The organism is Cupriavidus laharis (assembly GCF_914271435.1).
Taxonomy (GTDB): Bacteria; Pseudomonadota; Gammaproteobacteria; order Burkholderiales; family Burkholderiaceae; genus Cupriavidus; species Cupriavidus laharis.
Genome location: NZ_CAJZAI010000006.1, coordinates 135,922 through 150,286, shown reverse-complemented (window position 1 = coordinate 150,286; position 14,365 = coordinate 135,922). Strand labels below are relative to the sequence as shown.

Annotated in this window: 11 protein-coding genes; 3 read left to right on the top strand and 8 right to left on the bottom strand. The window is 66.6% G+C overall.

The window, feature by feature from the left end; all coding sequences use genetic code 11:
* Positions 1-13: 13 nt before the first annotated feature.
* The gene (locus LDO29_RS14400; RefSeq protein ID WP_224080466.1) at positions 14-991 is read right to left on the bottom strand and encodes a Bug family tripartite tricarboxylate transporter substrate binding protein; all 978 of its coding nucleotides are present in this window, start codon (positions 989-991) and stop codon (positions 14-16) included.
* 196 nt (positions 992-1,187) lie between these two features.
* Here LDO29_RS14400 and LDO29_RS14395 point away from each other — a divergent pair, with 196 nt between their 5' ends.
* Positions 1,188-2,072, top strand: coding sequence for a LysR substrate-binding domain-containing protein (locus LDO29_RS14395; protein WP_224080465.1), 885 nt, complete (start codon positions 1,188-1,190; stop codon positions 2,070-2,072).
* Between the two features lie 103 nt (positions 2,073-2,175).
* Here LDO29_RS14395 and LDO29_RS14390 read toward each other — a convergent pair whose 3' ends face one another.
* A complete protein-coding gene (locus LDO29_RS14390; protein WP_224080464.1) occupies positions 2,176-3,678 on the bottom strand; it encodes a tripartite tricarboxylate transporter permease in 1,503 nt (500 codons plus the stop codon).
* A gap of 13 nt (positions 3,679-3,691) precedes the next feature.
* Positions 3,692-4,153 carry a tripartite tricarboxylate transporter TctB family protein gene (locus tag LDO29_RS14385; RefSeq protein WP_224080463.1) on the bottom strand — a complete coding sequence of 154 codons (462 nt, stop codon included), beginning with the start codon at positions 4,151-4,153 and terminating at the stop codon, positions 3,692-3,694.
* Between the two features lie 351 nt (positions 4,154-4,504).
* On the opposite strand from LDO29_RS14385, the gene LDO29_RS14380 reads away from it, so the two are divergent.
* Positions 4,505-6,271, top strand: coding sequence for a potassium/proton antiporter (locus LDO29_RS14380; protein ID WP_224080462.1), 1,767 nt, complete (start codon positions 4,505-4,507; stop codon positions 6,269-6,271).
* On the opposite strand, the gene LDO29_RS14375 is transcribed toward LDO29_RS14380, so the two are convergent.
* The 3 genes from LDO29_RS14375 to LDO29_RS14365 all read right to left on the bottom strand — a co-directional run bounded on the left by LDO29_RS14375 (position 6,268) and on the right by LDO29_RS14365 (position 9,142).
* Positions 6,268-7,272 carry a tripartite tricarboxylate transporter substrate binding protein gene (locus LDO29_RS14375; protein WP_224080461.1) on the bottom strand — a complete coding sequence of 335 codons (1,005 nt, stop codon included), beginning with the start codon at positions 7,270-7,272 and terminating at the stop codon, positions 6,268-6,270. The genes LDO29_RS14380 and LDO29_RS14375 overlap by 4 nt on opposite strands.
* A gap of 45 nt (positions 7,273-7,317) precedes the next feature.
* Positions 7,318-7,773: a DUF2214 family protein gene (locus LDO29_RS14370; protein WP_224080460.1), complete on the bottom strand. Its 456-nt coding sequence runs from the start codon at positions 7,771-7,773 to the stop codon at positions 7,318-7,320.
* A 148-nt stretch (positions 7,774-7,921) separates the two neighbouring features.
* On the bottom strand, positions 7,922-9,142 hold the full coding sequence (locus LDO29_RS14365) for a CaiB/BaiF CoA transferase family protein (protein ID WP_224080459.1): 1,221 nt from the start codon (positions 9,140-9,142) through the stop codon (positions 7,922-7,924).
* Positions 9,143-9,435: 293 nt separating this feature from the next.
* On the opposite strand from LDO29_RS14365, the gene alaS reads away from it, so the two are divergent.
* Complete coding sequence (gene alaS / locus LDO29_RS14360; RefSeq protein ID WP_224080458.1) at positions 9,436-12,060, top strand: alanine--tRNA ligase; 2,625 nt, start codon at positions 9,436-9,438, stop codon at positions 12,058-12,060.
* 53 nt (positions 12,061-12,113) lie between these two features.
* Here the strand turns inward: alaS and LDO29_RS14355 are convergent, their stop codons facing one another.
* Entirely contained in the window at positions 12,114-12,887 is a 774-nt protein-coding gene (locus LDO29_RS14355) for a slipin family protein (RefSeq protein WP_224080457.1), read from the bottom strand.
* A gap of 2 nt (positions 12,888-12,889) precedes the next feature.
* On the bottom strand, positions 12,890-14,332 hold the full coding sequence (locus LDO29_RS14350; protein ID WP_224080456.1) for an NfeD family protein: 1,443 nt from the start codon (positions 14,330-14,332) through the stop codon (positions 12,890-12,892).
* Positions 14,333-14,365 lie beyond the last annotated feature (33 nt).

Below are 14,365 nucleotides of genomic sequence, written 5' to 3'. Positions count from 1 at the left end.
CTGCGGTATCACATTATTCTGCCGTGATCTTGCGATCCTTGATGAGCTTGCCCCAGCGGGCACTGTCCTTCTTCACCATCGCCGCGAACTGCGCCGGCGTGCCGCCGACCGGCTCCGCGCCCAGCTTGGCGAGGCGGTCCTTCACGTCCTGCGACTGGATGGCCTTGTTGAATTCGGCGTTAAGCCGGTTGACGATGTCGGCCGGCATGCTTTTCGGGCCGTAGATGCCGAACCAGGTGTCGGACTCGAAGCCGGGCAGGCCCGATTCGCTGGCCGTCGGGATTTCCGGCGCCAGCGGCGAGCGCTTCATGCTGGTCACGGCCAGCGCCTTGAGCTTGCCGTCCTTCACGTGCGGCAGGCCGGACACGATGCTGTCGAACAGCACCTGCACCTTGCCCGAGATCAGGTCCGGCACCGCGAGCGCTGTGCCACGGTACGGGATGTGCGTGATGAACACGCCGGCCTGGGCCTTGAATGCCTCGGCGGTCAGATGTACGACGGTGCCATTGCCGCTGGAGGCATAGTTCAGTTCGCCGGGATGCTTCTTCGCGTAGTCGATCAGTTCGCGCACGTTCCTGACAGGCAGGCTGTTGGGCACCACCAGCACGTTGGTGGCAATCGCAACCTCGCTGACCGGCGTGAAATCGGTCTCGGTGTTGTAAGGCAGGCGGGTATTGATGTACGGGCCGATCGAATGCGTGCTGGTCGTGGCGATCAGCAGCGTGTAGCCGTCCGGCGCGGCCTTGGCCGCCATGTCCGAGCCGATGGCGCCGCCGGCGCCTGGCCGGTTGTCCACCACGATCTGCTGGCCGATGTTGGCGCCCACCTTCTGGGCAATGGCGCGTGCCAGCAGGTCGGTAGCGCCGCTGGCAGGGAAGGGCACGATCAGGCGGATCGGCTTGCCGGGATAGTTGTCGGCCATGGCCGGCGTGGCGGCCAGGCAAAGGCCAGAGGCAAGGCCGAAGCCGAGCAGGCGCAGCCAGGATTTCATTCGGTTCTCCGGAATCGGGCGAATCAGGTCAGCGGAACAGCGTCAGGCCGGCAGACCGGGATGCGCGCGGCTTCGCGGGTGCCTGCGCATTATTATTCCGCGCCCGCTATCACAAAGAAAGCTAATATTTCTTTTCCTTGACACAAGTTTTTCTTGTGAGTCGCAGCCACCCGATGGCCATTTTCCTGGTGTCCCGATGAGCACAATCCGATTCCTGCGTACCTTTGTTGCCGTGGCCGAACATGGATCCTTCGCCGCCGCCGCTGGCTATGTGGCGCTGACGCAGGCAGCGGTGAGCCTGCAAATGCGTTCGCTGGAAACCGAGATGCGCCGCGAACTGTTCGACCGCAACGGTCGCGTCGCGGTCCTCAATGCCGACGGGCGCGAGCTGCTACCCCGCGCGCGCCGCCTGCTCGCGCTATATGACGAAATGCGCCTGCCGCCGGCGCAGCCCGAAGCCATGGCCGGCGCGGTGGCCGTGGGCGCGGTGGTGTCGGTGATGGGCGGCCTGTCGCATGTCGTGGCGCGCATGAAGCGCGCCTATCCTGCGCTGGAGGTCCGGCTGGTCGGGGCCAAGTCCATCGAGCTCACGGCGATGGTGGAGTCGGGCGAGCTCGATGCGGCCATCCTGGTCGAGGGCACGGTCCGGCTGCCTGGCATGCTGCGCTGGACGCCGCTCTACCAGGAACCGCTGGTCGCGATTGCGGCGCAGGGCAGCGCCGGCCACGATGCGCGCGAGGCGCTGGCGGCCAATCCTTACCTGCGTTTCGACCGCAGCCAGCGTACCGGGGTGCTGGTGGAGCGCGCGTTGCGGCGCGCACATCTGCGGGTCAATGAATTCCTGGAGCTGAACTCGATCGAGGCGCTCGTGGAACTGGTCCGGCAGGAGGTGGGGGTGACCGTGGCGCCGCTGCTGCAGCGCGCCGGCTGGCGCAACGACGCGGCGCTGCGCATCCTGCCGCTGCTGGTCAACGGCGAGCCGGTGATGCGGACCATCGGCATGCTGGAGCGGCGCGACCATGGCAGGGGACATGTGACCGGCGCGGTCAGGACTGCCTGCGCGGAGTTGTTTGGCGGCTGAGGCCCGGCACAGCAGGCGGTGCGGTCCAACAAAAAAGGGGGCGTCTCGCGACGCCCCCAGTCTTGTTTTGCGTTGCCGGCCAGCGGCCGGCGGTCTTGCCTTCTTACTCTTCCTGGAACGCTTCCTCGCGCTTGGCCTTGATCGACGGCATGGCCACGATCAGCACCAGCACCGCGGCGGCGATCAGCAGGCCGAGCGACAGCGGGCGAGTCACGAACACGCTGAAGTCACCACGCGACAGCAGCAGCGAGCGGCGGAAGTTCTCTTCCATCATCGGCCCCAGCACGAAGCCCAGCAGCAGCGGAGCCGGTTCGCACTTGAGCTTCAGGAACAGGTAGCCGACCACGCCGAAGGCCGCAGTCTGGAACACGTCGAAGGTGGTGTTCTGGACCGAATACACGCCGATGCAGCAGAACGTCAGGATGGCCGGGTACAGGTAGCGGTAGGGTACCTTCAGCAGCTTCACCCAGATGCCGATCAGCGGCAGGTTCAGCACGATCAGCATGAAGTTGCCGATCCACATCGAAGCGATCAGGCCCCAGAACAGCGCCGGGTTGCTCGACATCACCTGCGGGCCGGGCTGGATGTTGTGGATGGTCATCGCACCGACCATCAGCGCCATCACGGCGTTGGGCGGAATGCCCAGCGTCAGCAGCGGGATGAACGAGGTTTGGGCCGCGGCGTTGTTGGCCGATTCCGGACCAGCGACGCCTTCGATCGCGCCCTTGCCGAATTCATGCGCGTGCTTCGAGGTCTTCTTCTCCAGCGAGTAGGCCGCGAACGAGGCCAGCGACGCACCACCGCCCGGCAGGATGCCCAGCGCCGAGCCCAGCACCGTGCCACGCAGCACGGCCGGGATCATGCGCTTGAAATCTTCCTTGTTCGGGAACAGGTTGGTGATGTGGTCGGTGAAGGTTTCGCGGTTTTCCTTCTGCTCCAGGTTCGCGATGATTTCCGCGAAGCCGAACATGCCCATGGCCACCGAGACGAAGTTCAGCCCGTCGGTCAGTTCGGGCACGTCGAACGAGAAGCGCGCCGCGCCCGAGTTCACGTCGGTACCCACCAGGCCCAGCAGCAGGCCCAGCACGATCATGGCGATGGCCTTGACCAGCGAACCCGAAGCCAGCACCACGGCACCGATCAGGCCGAGCACCATCAGCGAGAAGTACTCGGAGGGACCGAACTTGAAGGCCAGTTCCGACAGCGGGGCGGCAAAGGCGGCCAGGATCAGCGTGGCCACGCAGCCGGCGAAGAACGAGCCCAGGCCGGCGGTGGCCAGTGCCACCCCCGCTCGCCCTCGTCTTGCCATCTGGTAGCCATCGATAGTGGTCACCACCGACGACGATTCACCGGGCAGGTTCACCAGGATGGCGGTGGTCGAGCCGCCGTACTGGGCGCCGTAGTAGATGCCGGCCAGCATGATCAGCGCGGCCACCGGCGGCAGCGTGTAGGTCACCGGCAGCAGCATGGCGATGGTCGCCAGCGGCCCCAGGCCCGGCAGCACGCCGATCAGTGTACCCAGCACGCAGCCCAGGAAGGCGTAGGCGAGGTTCTGGAAGGAGAGGGCGGTAGCGAAGCCCAGTCCCAGGTTAGAGAGTAGTTCCATGTTGGCGGCCTCCTTAGCTTGCCAGGAAAGCCGGCCACACCGGCATCTGCAGGTTGATGCCGTACACGAACGCGCCCAGGCTGATCAGCACGAGGATGATCGAGTTGAGGATGGCGCCTTTCCAGCTGAACTCGTGGCTCGCCATCGACGACACCAGCACCAGTACCAGCACCGACAGCACCATGCCCAGCGGCTTGAGCAGCAAGCCGAAGAGAATGACGGCGCCGAGGATCCACAGCAGCGTCTTGATGTCCCAGCGGGACAGCTGGTCTTCTTCTGCCTTGGATGACAGCGAACCCCACAACACCAGCGCGCCCAGCAGGGCGAGCACGATCCCGAGCCAGAACGGGAAGTATCCCGGCCCCATCTTGGCGGCAGTTCCCATGGAATAGCCGCGTGCGACCCAGGAAAAGCCGAATCCGACCAGGATGAACATCAGGCCGGAGGCAAAGTCCTTTTGGCTACGTATGCGCAAAATGATTCTCCTCGATAAGACTGCTTGAAATCTGCCGGGCGCCGGCTGTTGCGGTGCAAAAAAAATGCGCGCTTGGCCGGCCCTGTTTGTGGGCAGGGTGCAAGGTAAGGGGGCGACCTTTCAGCTACCTTTCAGATGTCTGCAAACTTGGTCATGCTGAGGGTATCCCCTAGTGAGATCGCGTTTAAAAGCTGCGAAGCGAGACTGGAGGCGGGTTGGCGGGGGATCGAAGGGGGCGCGGCGTACAGGCTGGCCGGGTGCTGCGCTATCATCAGGCAGGTTCTGCCCGGCGTCGCCGGGTGGCTGTGGCGGCACTGGCTGTAAGGTACCGAAAGGTAGAAAGGGCACCGATTGGAGAGCGTCGACCACGTCATCCTGATCGGCGCCGTCGTGATGTCGCTGGGCATCGTGGTGGGCGCCTTCTCCGCACGCGCGGGCGTGCCGTTCCTGCTCGTGTTCCTGGCGGTCGGCATGCTGGCCGGCGTCGATGGCCCGGGCGGCATCCGCTTCTCCAATACGTGGCTCAGCTTCCTGGTCGGCAACCTCGCGCTTGCCGTCATTCTGCTCGACGGCGGCCTGCGGACCAGCTATGCGACGTTCCGCGTGGCCTTGCGGCCTTCCCTGGCGCTGGCCACCGTGGGGGTCCTGGTGACGGCCGGACTGGTGGGCCTGTTCGCGGCGTGGATCCTGGGCATCGACTGGAAGCTCGGCCTGCTGCTGGGCGCCATCGTGGGCTCCACCGATGCTGCGGCCGTCTTTTCGCTGCTGCACAGCAGCGGTATCCGCCTGAAGGATCGCGTGGCGAGCGTGCTCGAAATTGAATCGGGCATCAACGATCCGATGGCCATCTTCTTGACGCTGACCTTGATGGAGTGGATCGCTTCGCCCGACGGGCTGACGCCGGTGGCGCTTGCCATGCGGCTGGCCGTGCAGTTCGGCGTCGGCGCGGCGCTGGGGCTCGGGCTGGGCTACTGCCTGGCCAATGTGCTCGAGCGCATCGAGGTGGCGGAAGGCCTGCACGCCATCCTGATCTGTTCCGGCGGCGCCATGATCTTTGCCATCACGCAGAGCCTGGACGGCAGCGGCTTCCTGGCGGTGTACCTGACCGGCATGCTGGTCGGCAACCGCGACCGGGCCGTGACTTCCGACACCATGCGCGCGATGGATGGCATGGCCTGGCTGGCCCAGTCGGCAATGTTCCTGCTGCTCGGCTTGCTGGTGGCGCCGCACCGGATCTGGGAAATCGCGCTGCCCGCGGTTGCCGTGGCCGCGTTCCTGATGGTGGTGGCCCGGCCGGTTGCCGTGTTCCTTGCCCTGCTGCCGTTCCGGCTGAGCGCGGGCGAGAAGGGCTTCATCGCCTGGATGGGGCTGCGCGGCGCGGTGCCCATCGTGCTGTCGCTGTTCCCGCTGCTGCGCGGATTGCCGGAGTCCGGCCTGATCTTCCGTGTGGCGTTTGCGGTGGTGCTGGCCAGCCTGCTGCTGCAGGGGACAACCGTGGCGCCGGCCGCGCGGCTGGCCCGCGTGCTGCGCCCGGGGTTTCCGGAGCCGCTCGCGCGCTCGCGGCTGCGCGGCACCCACGGCCCAGCGCTGGAGGTCATGCAGTTCAAGGTGGGAGCCAACGCGCCGGTCGAGAATGTACGGGCCGATCAACTGGAGATGCCGCCCAGATGCAGGCTGCTGACCGTGGCGCGCGACGATGCGCTGGCGCCGCATGGGCAGACCGTACTGCGTGCCGGAGACATTGTGTCGGTCCTGGCGCCGGCCACGGTGCTGCCCAGGCTTGCGGCGCTGTTCCAGGCGCCGGGGCCCGCCCCGGCGTGGGAGCAGGCGACGCACGATTTCCTGCTTTCCGGTGATGCGTTCCTGCGCGACATTGCGGCGCTCTACGGCGAGCGGGCACTGACGGCCGCCGAGTACCCGCTGACGCTCGCCGATGCCATGCAGGCCGCCTTTACGTCGCCGCCAGTGGAAGGCGACAGCGTCGAGATCGCCGGTCTGCGCCTGACCGCGGCGCGCATGGAAGGGCCGCGCATCGTCCAGGTCGGCCTGCTGCTGCCGCGCACCGAGAGCGCCACGGGCATCCGGCGCTGGGGCATCCGCCGGAAACGCCAGTCTTAGTCGACCTTCGCGCCCGATACGCGCACGATCTGCGCGTACTTCTTCAGCTCGCGCTGCACCAGCGCGCCGAACTGTTCGGGCGTGGTGGGGGCGGGCTGGGCGCCGATGCGGGCCAGCCGCGCCTTCATGTCTTCCGTCTTGAGGATGGCGACGATGTCGTGGTTGAGCCGGTCGACGATCTCGCGCGGCGTATTGGCCGGCGCGAACACGCCGAACCACGTGGAGATATCGAAGCCTTCCAGTCCCAGGCCCTTGCCGGCTTCGGCGATGGTCGGCAGTTCCGGGAAAGCCGTCGCGCGGCTTGCCGTGGTCACCGCGAACGCTTTCAGCTTGCCTGCCTTGATATTGGCGGAGGCCGAAGCCAGGTTGTCGAAGATCAGGTCGGTCTGGCCCGACAGCACCGACAACTGGGCCGGCGACGCGCCGTTGTACGGGATATGGACCATGCTGATCTTCGCCATGCTCTTGAACAGCTCGCCCGACAGGTGGCCGGCGCTGCCGTTGCCGCCGGACGCATAGTCCAGCTTGCCGGGATGCTTGCGCGCGTACTCGACGAGTTCGCGTACGCTGCTGATATGCAGCTCCGCAGCCTTGCCCGGGTGCATCACCAGCACGTTGGGGACATCCGCCACCAGCGTGATCGGCGCGAAATCCTTCACGGGGTCATACGGCATCTTGCTGAACAGCGTCGGGTTGATGGCATGCGTGGCCACCGCGCCCATGACGATGGTGTAGCCGTCGGCCGGCTGCTTCGCGACATAGTCCGCGCCAAGGTTGCCGCCGGCGCCAGGCTTGTTCTCGACCACGACCGGCTGGCCGAGGCTGTCGCGCAGTTTCTCGCCGATGGCGCGCGCGACGGTGTCCAGCGGGCCGCCGGCCGGGTAGGGCACCACGAATTTGACCGGCTTGGTCGGGTAGGCAGTGGCTGCATTGGCTGCAATAGCGGACGTGGCGGGAAGCATGGCCGCCAGCAGGGCGGTGGCGAGCAGTTTCTTCAGCATTGGAACTTCAGGGAATGGAGGGAATGGAAATGGGATGGCGGCGCCTCACCTTGCCCCGATGCCGCGCGCCATCATCACGGCGCACAGAGGCAGCAGGATCACCAGGTGCGCTTCGATCATGACCCAGCGGCGGGCTTTCTTCACCTCTGACGGGGGCGGGACGTAGTCCGGCAGCCTGCGGCTCTGCTTGCGCCAGCGCGCGATGGTGAAGGTCGGCGGCAGCGAGCACAGTGCGATGATGACGAACACGGCCATCTTCGCGTGGAACCAGGGGTTGTGCAGGTAGAAGTCCGCGCCCTTGGCGCCATAGAACAGGCGCAGCAGGCCGCTAGCCAGCACCGCCAGCGCGGACAGGAAGTAGACGCCGTCATAGACCGACAGGCGGCGCACCGTGGCCGGCGTGAGATCGGGGCGCAGCGCCACGGCCTCGGCGGCCATTAGTGTGATCAGGACGAAGATGGCAAGGAAGTGGAAGAAGGCCAGCAGGGCATCGGTCAGCATGGAATCTCCTGGTGGGCCCGACGGCGCGATATGCCGGGCCTGCCTCGTTCGGGGCGTCAGGCGCAGGCAGTGCGGGCCGTACGGAACAGCTTCGGGGGACGACTGAGCAACAACTGCATACTTGCGCCGGAACCGGCGCAAGTGGCTCTTATACCACGCCCTTGGCGCGCAGGGCGGCGATCTGTTCAGCGCTGTAGCCCAGCGTCTCGGCCAGCACCGTGTCGGTGTGCTCGCCCAGCAGCGGCGGATGCCGCAGCGCCTGGGGTGGCGTGGCGCTCATCTTGATCGGGCTGCCTACCAGCTTGACCTCGCCGGCGCTTGGGTGGGGCAGGTTCACGCGCAGGCCGCGCGCCTTGACCTGCTCGTCCTCGAAGACCTCGTCGAGCGAGTTGATCGGGCCGCACGGCACGCCGGCCGCTTCCAGGTCGCGGATCCACTGGGCGCGCGTGCGCGTGCGGACCATCTCGGCCAGGATCGGCACCAGCACGTCGCGGTTGGACACGCGCTGCGGGTTGGTGGCAAAGCGCGGGTCGTCGGCCAGTTCCGGCTGGCCGCCGTCGGTGACGAACTTGCGGAACTGCCCGTCATTGCCGACCGCGACGATCAGCCAGCCGTCGGCCGCCTGAAAGGTCTGGTAGGGCACGATGTTCGGGTGCGCATTGCCCCAGCGGCGGGGTGCCTGGCCGCTGGCCAGGTAGTTGGTGTTCATGTTGGCGAGCATCGCCACCTGCACGTCGAGCAGGGCCATGTCGATGTACTGGCCTTCGCCCGTGCGCTCGCGGTGCGCCAGCGCGGCCAGCACGGCGATGGTGGCGTACTGGCCGGTCATCAGGTCGGAAATGGCCACGCCGGCCTTCTGCGGACCGCCGCCCGGCAGGTCGTCGCGCTCGCCGGTCAGGCTCATGAAGCCGCCCATGCCCTGGATGATGAAGTCGTAGCCGGGCCGGGCCGCATACGGGCCACTCTGGCCAAAGCCGGTTACCGAGCAGTAGATGATGTCCGGCTTGACCGCCTTCAGCGATTCATAGTCCAGGCCGTACTTCTTCAACTGGCCGACCTTGTAGTTCTCCAGCACCACATCGCTCTGCGCGGCAAGCTCCCGCACGAGTTGCTGGCCCTCGGGCGAGGAGATGTCGCACGTCACCGAGCGCTTGTTGCGGTTCGCGGCGAGGTAATACGCGGCTTCCGCGGTGTCGCTGCCGTCGGAGGCCTTGAGCCAGGGCGGGCCCCAGGTGCGGGTGTCGTCCCCGGCGCCGGGCCGCTCGATCTTGATGACGTCGGCGCCGAAATCGGCAAGGTTCTGGGCGCACCATGGCCCGGCAAGGACGCGGGTCAGGTCGAGGACGCGGAGATGGCTTAAGGCTCCCATGGCAGTGAGGCAGTTCCGGATGCGGGGGTGTAAGGGGAGACGCCGAAGGCCGGCAGCGCGGCTGGCGTTGGACTGGCTGCACTGTACCACCGGGGCTCATGGACGGCGCTTTTGAGTGGCTTATGCGCCGCTTATCAACGCGGGATTTGGGCGATAACCGACCGCTCGCGCGACGCTGTGGCCGGCCGGCCAGCCATGCGCTCTTGGGGCTGGCTTGCCCGTATAATCAACGGTTTGCAAATCCAAAACTGATTCGTCGCGCCCTGCCTGCCGCGGGAAGCGTCCGCCATCCCATGAAAGTCTCAGACATTCGCAGCAAGTTCCTGCAGTTCTTCGAATCGAAGGGCCATACCGTGGTCCGCTCGTCCAGCCTAGTGCCGGCGAACGACCCGACGCTGCTGTTCACCAACTCCGGCATGGTGCAGTTCAAGGACGTGTTCCTGGGCACCGACAAGCGCCCGTACACCCGTGCCACCTCGGCGCAGCGCTCGGTGCGCGCCGGCGGCAAGCACAACGATCTCGAGAACGTGGGCTACACCGCCCGCCACCATACGTTCTTCGAGATGCTGGGCAACTTCTCGTTCGGCGACTACTTCAAGCGCGAAGCCATCCAGTACGCGTGGGAACTGCTGACCAAGGTCTACCAGCTGCCGGCGGACAAGCTGTGGGTGACGGTCTACGCCGAGGACGACGAAGCCTACGACATCTGGGCCAAGGAAGTCGGCGTGCCGGCCGAGCGCATCGTGCGCATCGGTGACAACAAGGGCGCGCGCTACGCCTCGGACAACTTCTGGCAGATGGCCGACACCGGCCCGTGCGGCCCGTGCTCGGAAATCTTCTACGACCATGGCCCGGACGTGTGGGGCGGCCCCCCGGGATCGCCCGAGGAAGATGGCGACCGCTACATCGAGGTGTGGAACCTCGTGTTCATGCAGTTCAACCGCGACGAGCAGGGCACCATGACGCCGCTGCCCAAGCCGTGCGTGGACACCGGCATGGGCCTGGAGCGCATTGCCGCGGTGCTGCAGCACGTGCACAGCAACTACGAGATCGACCTGTTCCAGGCGCTGATCAAGGCGGCCGGGCGTGAAACGCATTGCGACAACCTGAACCAGAACTCGCTGAAGGTCATCGCCGACCATATCCGCGCGTGCTCGTTCCTGATCGTCGACGGCGTGATCCCCGGCAACGAAGGCCGCGGCTACGTGCTGCGCCGCATTGTTCGCCGCGCCATCCGCCACGGCTACAAGCTGGGCCGGAAGACGCCGTTCTTCCACAAGCTGGTGGCGGACCTCGTCGCACAGATGGGCGAGGCGTACCCGGAACTGGCTGAAGCCCAGGGCCGCGTGACCGAAGTGCTGAAGGCCGAGGAAGAGCGCTTCTTCGAAACCATCGAGAACGGCATGTCGATCCTCGACGCCGCGCTGGCCGACCTGAAGCTCAAGGGCGGCAAGACGCTCGACGGCGAACTGGCCTTCAAGCTGCACGACACCTTCGGTTTCCCGCTGGACCTGACGCAGGACGTCTGCCGTGAGCAGGAAATCGCCGTTGACGAGGCCGCGTTCGACGCCGCCATGAACCGCCAGCGCGAGCAGGCCCGCGCCGCCGGCAAGTTCAAGATGGCCGCCGGCCTGGAGTACTCCGGCGACAAGACCGTGTTCCATGGCTACGAGAAGCTGGAACTGCCGCAGGCCAAGGTCACCGCGCTGTACGTGGACGGTGCCGCTGTCGACGCCATGCAGCCGGGCCAGACCGGCGTGGTGGTGCTCGACAACACCCCGTTCTACGCCGAGTCCGGCGGCCAGGCAGGCGACCAGGGCGTGCTGAAGGCTGGCAATGCCGTGTTCGCCGTGGCCGATACCACCAAGATCCAGGCCGAAGTGTTCGGCCACCAGGGTACGCTTGAAGGCGGCGCCCTGAAGGTCGGAGACGCCGTGCAGCCGCAAGTGGACGCACAGCGCCGCTCGCGCACCGTGCGCAACCACTCGGCCACCCACCTGATGCACAAGGCCCTGCGCGAAGTGCTGGGCAGCCACGTGCAGCAGAAGGGCTCGCTGGTCGATGCCGACAAGACCCGCTTCGACTTCTCGCACAACGCGCCGATGACGGACGAGCAGATCCGCCGCGTTGAAGAGATCGTCAACGCCGAGATCCTGCGCAACGAAGACACGCACGCCGAGATCATGCCGTTCGATGACGCGGTCAAGAGCGGCGCCATGGCGCTGTTCGGCGAAAAGTACGCCGACGACGTGCGCGTGCTGTCGATCGGTACCTCCAAGGAACTGTGCGGCGGCACCCACGTGCACCGTACCGGCGACATCGGCCTGTTCAAGATCGTGATGGAAGGCGGCGTGGCCGCCGGCATCCGCCGCGTGGAGGCGATCACCGGCGACAATGCGCTGCACTACCTGCAGAAGCTCGACGCCAGGCTGAACGAAGCCGCCGCCGCGCTGAAGGCCCAGCCTTCGGAACTGGTGCCGCGCATCGGCCAGGTGCAGGAGCAGGTCCGCGCGCTCGAGAAGGAGCTGGAGCGCCTGAAGAGCAAGCTGGCTTCCTCGCAGGGCGACGAACTGGCCGCGCAGGCGGTCGACGTAAAGGGCCTCAAGGTGCTGGCTGCCCAACTCGACGGCGCCGACGTGAAGACGCTGCGCGAGACCATGGACAAGCTCAAGGACAAGCTGCAGAGCGCGGCTATCGTGCTGGCTGCCGTGGCCGATGGCAGGGTCAGCCTGATCGCCGGCGTGACTGCCGATGCCACGGGCAAGGTCAAGGCTGGCGAGCTGGTCAACTTTGTCGCGCAGCAAGTGGGCGGCAAGGGTGGTGGCCGTCCTGATATGGCCCAGGCTGGCGGCACCGAGCCGGCCAAGCTGCCGCAGGCGCTGTCCGGCGTGGCGGAGTGGGTGTCGGCGAAGGTTTGAGTTTTTTCCGACCTTGACGAAAGGGCGCTTCGGCGCCCTTTATTCTTTATCCCCTACCCCTTTCCCTCCGAATCCCCCACCGCCTTATTCAAAAGCGTCGAGAGCAAGTCCACCGGCAACGGAAAAACGATCGTCGAACTCTTGTCCCCCGCGATCTGCGTCAGCGTCTGCATATACCGCAACTGCATGGCCTGAGGCTGCCGCGCCAGCATCTGCGCGGCTTCCAGCAGCTTCACTGAAGCCTGCAATTCACCTTCCGCATGGATGACCTTGGCGCGGCGTTCCCGCTCCGCCTCGGCCTGGCGCGCGATGGCCCGCACCATCGACTCGTTCAGGTCCACGTGCTTGATCTCCACGTTCGACACCTTGATGCCCCAGGCATCGGTCTGCGCGTCGAGCACCTTCTGGATGTCGAGGTTGAGCCGTTCGCGCTCGGCCAGCATCTCGTCCAACTCATGCTTGCCGAGCACGGCGCGCAGCGTGGTCTGCGCGAGCTGGCTGGTGGCCTCCAGGAAGTTGGCCACCTGGATGATGGCGCGTTCGGGATCGACCACGCGGAAGTAGACCACGGCGTTGACCTTGACCGACACGTTGTCGTGCGAGATCACGTCCTGCGGCGGCACGTCCATGACCACGGTGCGCAGGTCCACCCTGACCATCTGCTGTACGATCGGAATGATCAGCACCAGGCCCGGGCCCTTCACTTTCCAGAAGCGCCCCAGCATGAACACCACGCCGCGTTCGTATTCGCGCAGGACCCGGAACGCGGTGATGACGAGCAGGGCCAGCAGGAAGATCAAACCGCCGAAGCTGAATCCAAAGGCCATGGTCAGGCTCCCTCATGTTGGTTGGGGTGGTGGCGGGGCGATGTCGTGGTCTCTGGCTGGCTGGCCACGACATCCAGCAGCAGGCCCTGGCGCCCGGTGACAATGACCGGCGTGCCGCGTGCCAGCGGCCGGGCGCTGCGGACGCGCCACTGTTCCCCGCGGACCATGGCCCAGCCTTCGTCCCGCAGGTCGTCGAGCACTTCGCCGCGGCTGCCCACCAGCGTGTCGGCGCCGCTGACCACCGGCCGCTTGCGCGCGCGCAGCAGCAGCGCCGACATGCCGAACAGGAACAGCGCCGACATGGCCGACAGCGCGGCGATCAGCCCGATCGGCACGCCGAAGCCGGGCACGTCGGTATCGATCAGCATGACCGCGCCAAACGCGAACGCGACAATGCCGCCCACGCCGAGCGTGCCGAACGAGGGCAGGAACAACTCGGCCACCATGCAGCCGATGCCCAGCGCGATCAGCGCCAGCCCCGCATAGTTGACCGGCAGCATCTGCAGCGCGAACAACCCCAGCAGCAGGCAGATGGCACCGACCACGCCGGGCACGACCATGCCGGGCGTGGAGAACTCGAAGATCAGGCCGTAGATGCCGATCATCATCAGGATCAGCGCCACGCTCGGTTCGGTGATGACGGCCAGGAAGCGGCTGCGCCAGTCCGGCTCGAGCGTGACGACCGTGGCATGCCCGGTCTGCAGCACGCGCTCGACGCCGGCCGCCGTCACGCGCTTGCCGTTCACCTTGCGCAGCAGGTCCGGCAGGTCCGTGGCGACCACGTCCACCACATGCTGCGCCGCAGCTTCGGTTGCGGACAGGCTGACCGCTTCGCGCACCGCGCGCTCGGCCCATTCGGCATTGCGGCCGCGCAGCTGTGCCAGGCCGCGGATGTAGGCCGAGGCGTCGTGCATCTGCTTGCGCGCCATGGTGTCCTGTGCCGCCGGCTCGCTGGCGGGCGCCGAGGCCGGTGAGGCTTCGGGCTTCTGCGGTCCGCCTATGCCGATCTGCACGGGGCTGGCGGCGCCCAGGTTGGTGCCGGGCGCCATTGCGGCGATATGGCTCGCGTACAGGATGTAGGTGCCGGCGCTTGCGGCGCGCGCACCACCCGGGAAGACGTAGCTGGCCACGGGCACGGGCGAGGCCAGGATGGCCTGGATGATCTCGCGCATCGACAGGTCGAGCCCGCCGGGGGTGTCCATTTCCAGCACCACGAGCTGGGCACCGCCTTCGCGCGCGCGCTCCATGCTGCGCAGCACGAAGCCCGCGCTGGCCGGGCCGATGGCGCCCTTGAGCGGAATCACATAGACCGGGGCGGTGCCTGCTCCGGCACCGGCCGGCACAGAGGTGGCCGGGACGGCTGCCAGCACCGCGAGCGTGAAGCCGGCCAGCAGCAGTCCGCAATACAGCCATGGGTGCGCGAGGCGCGCAATGGCGAATCTCATCGCAAAGGGCGGGGCACAGGAAGTGCAGTGGTG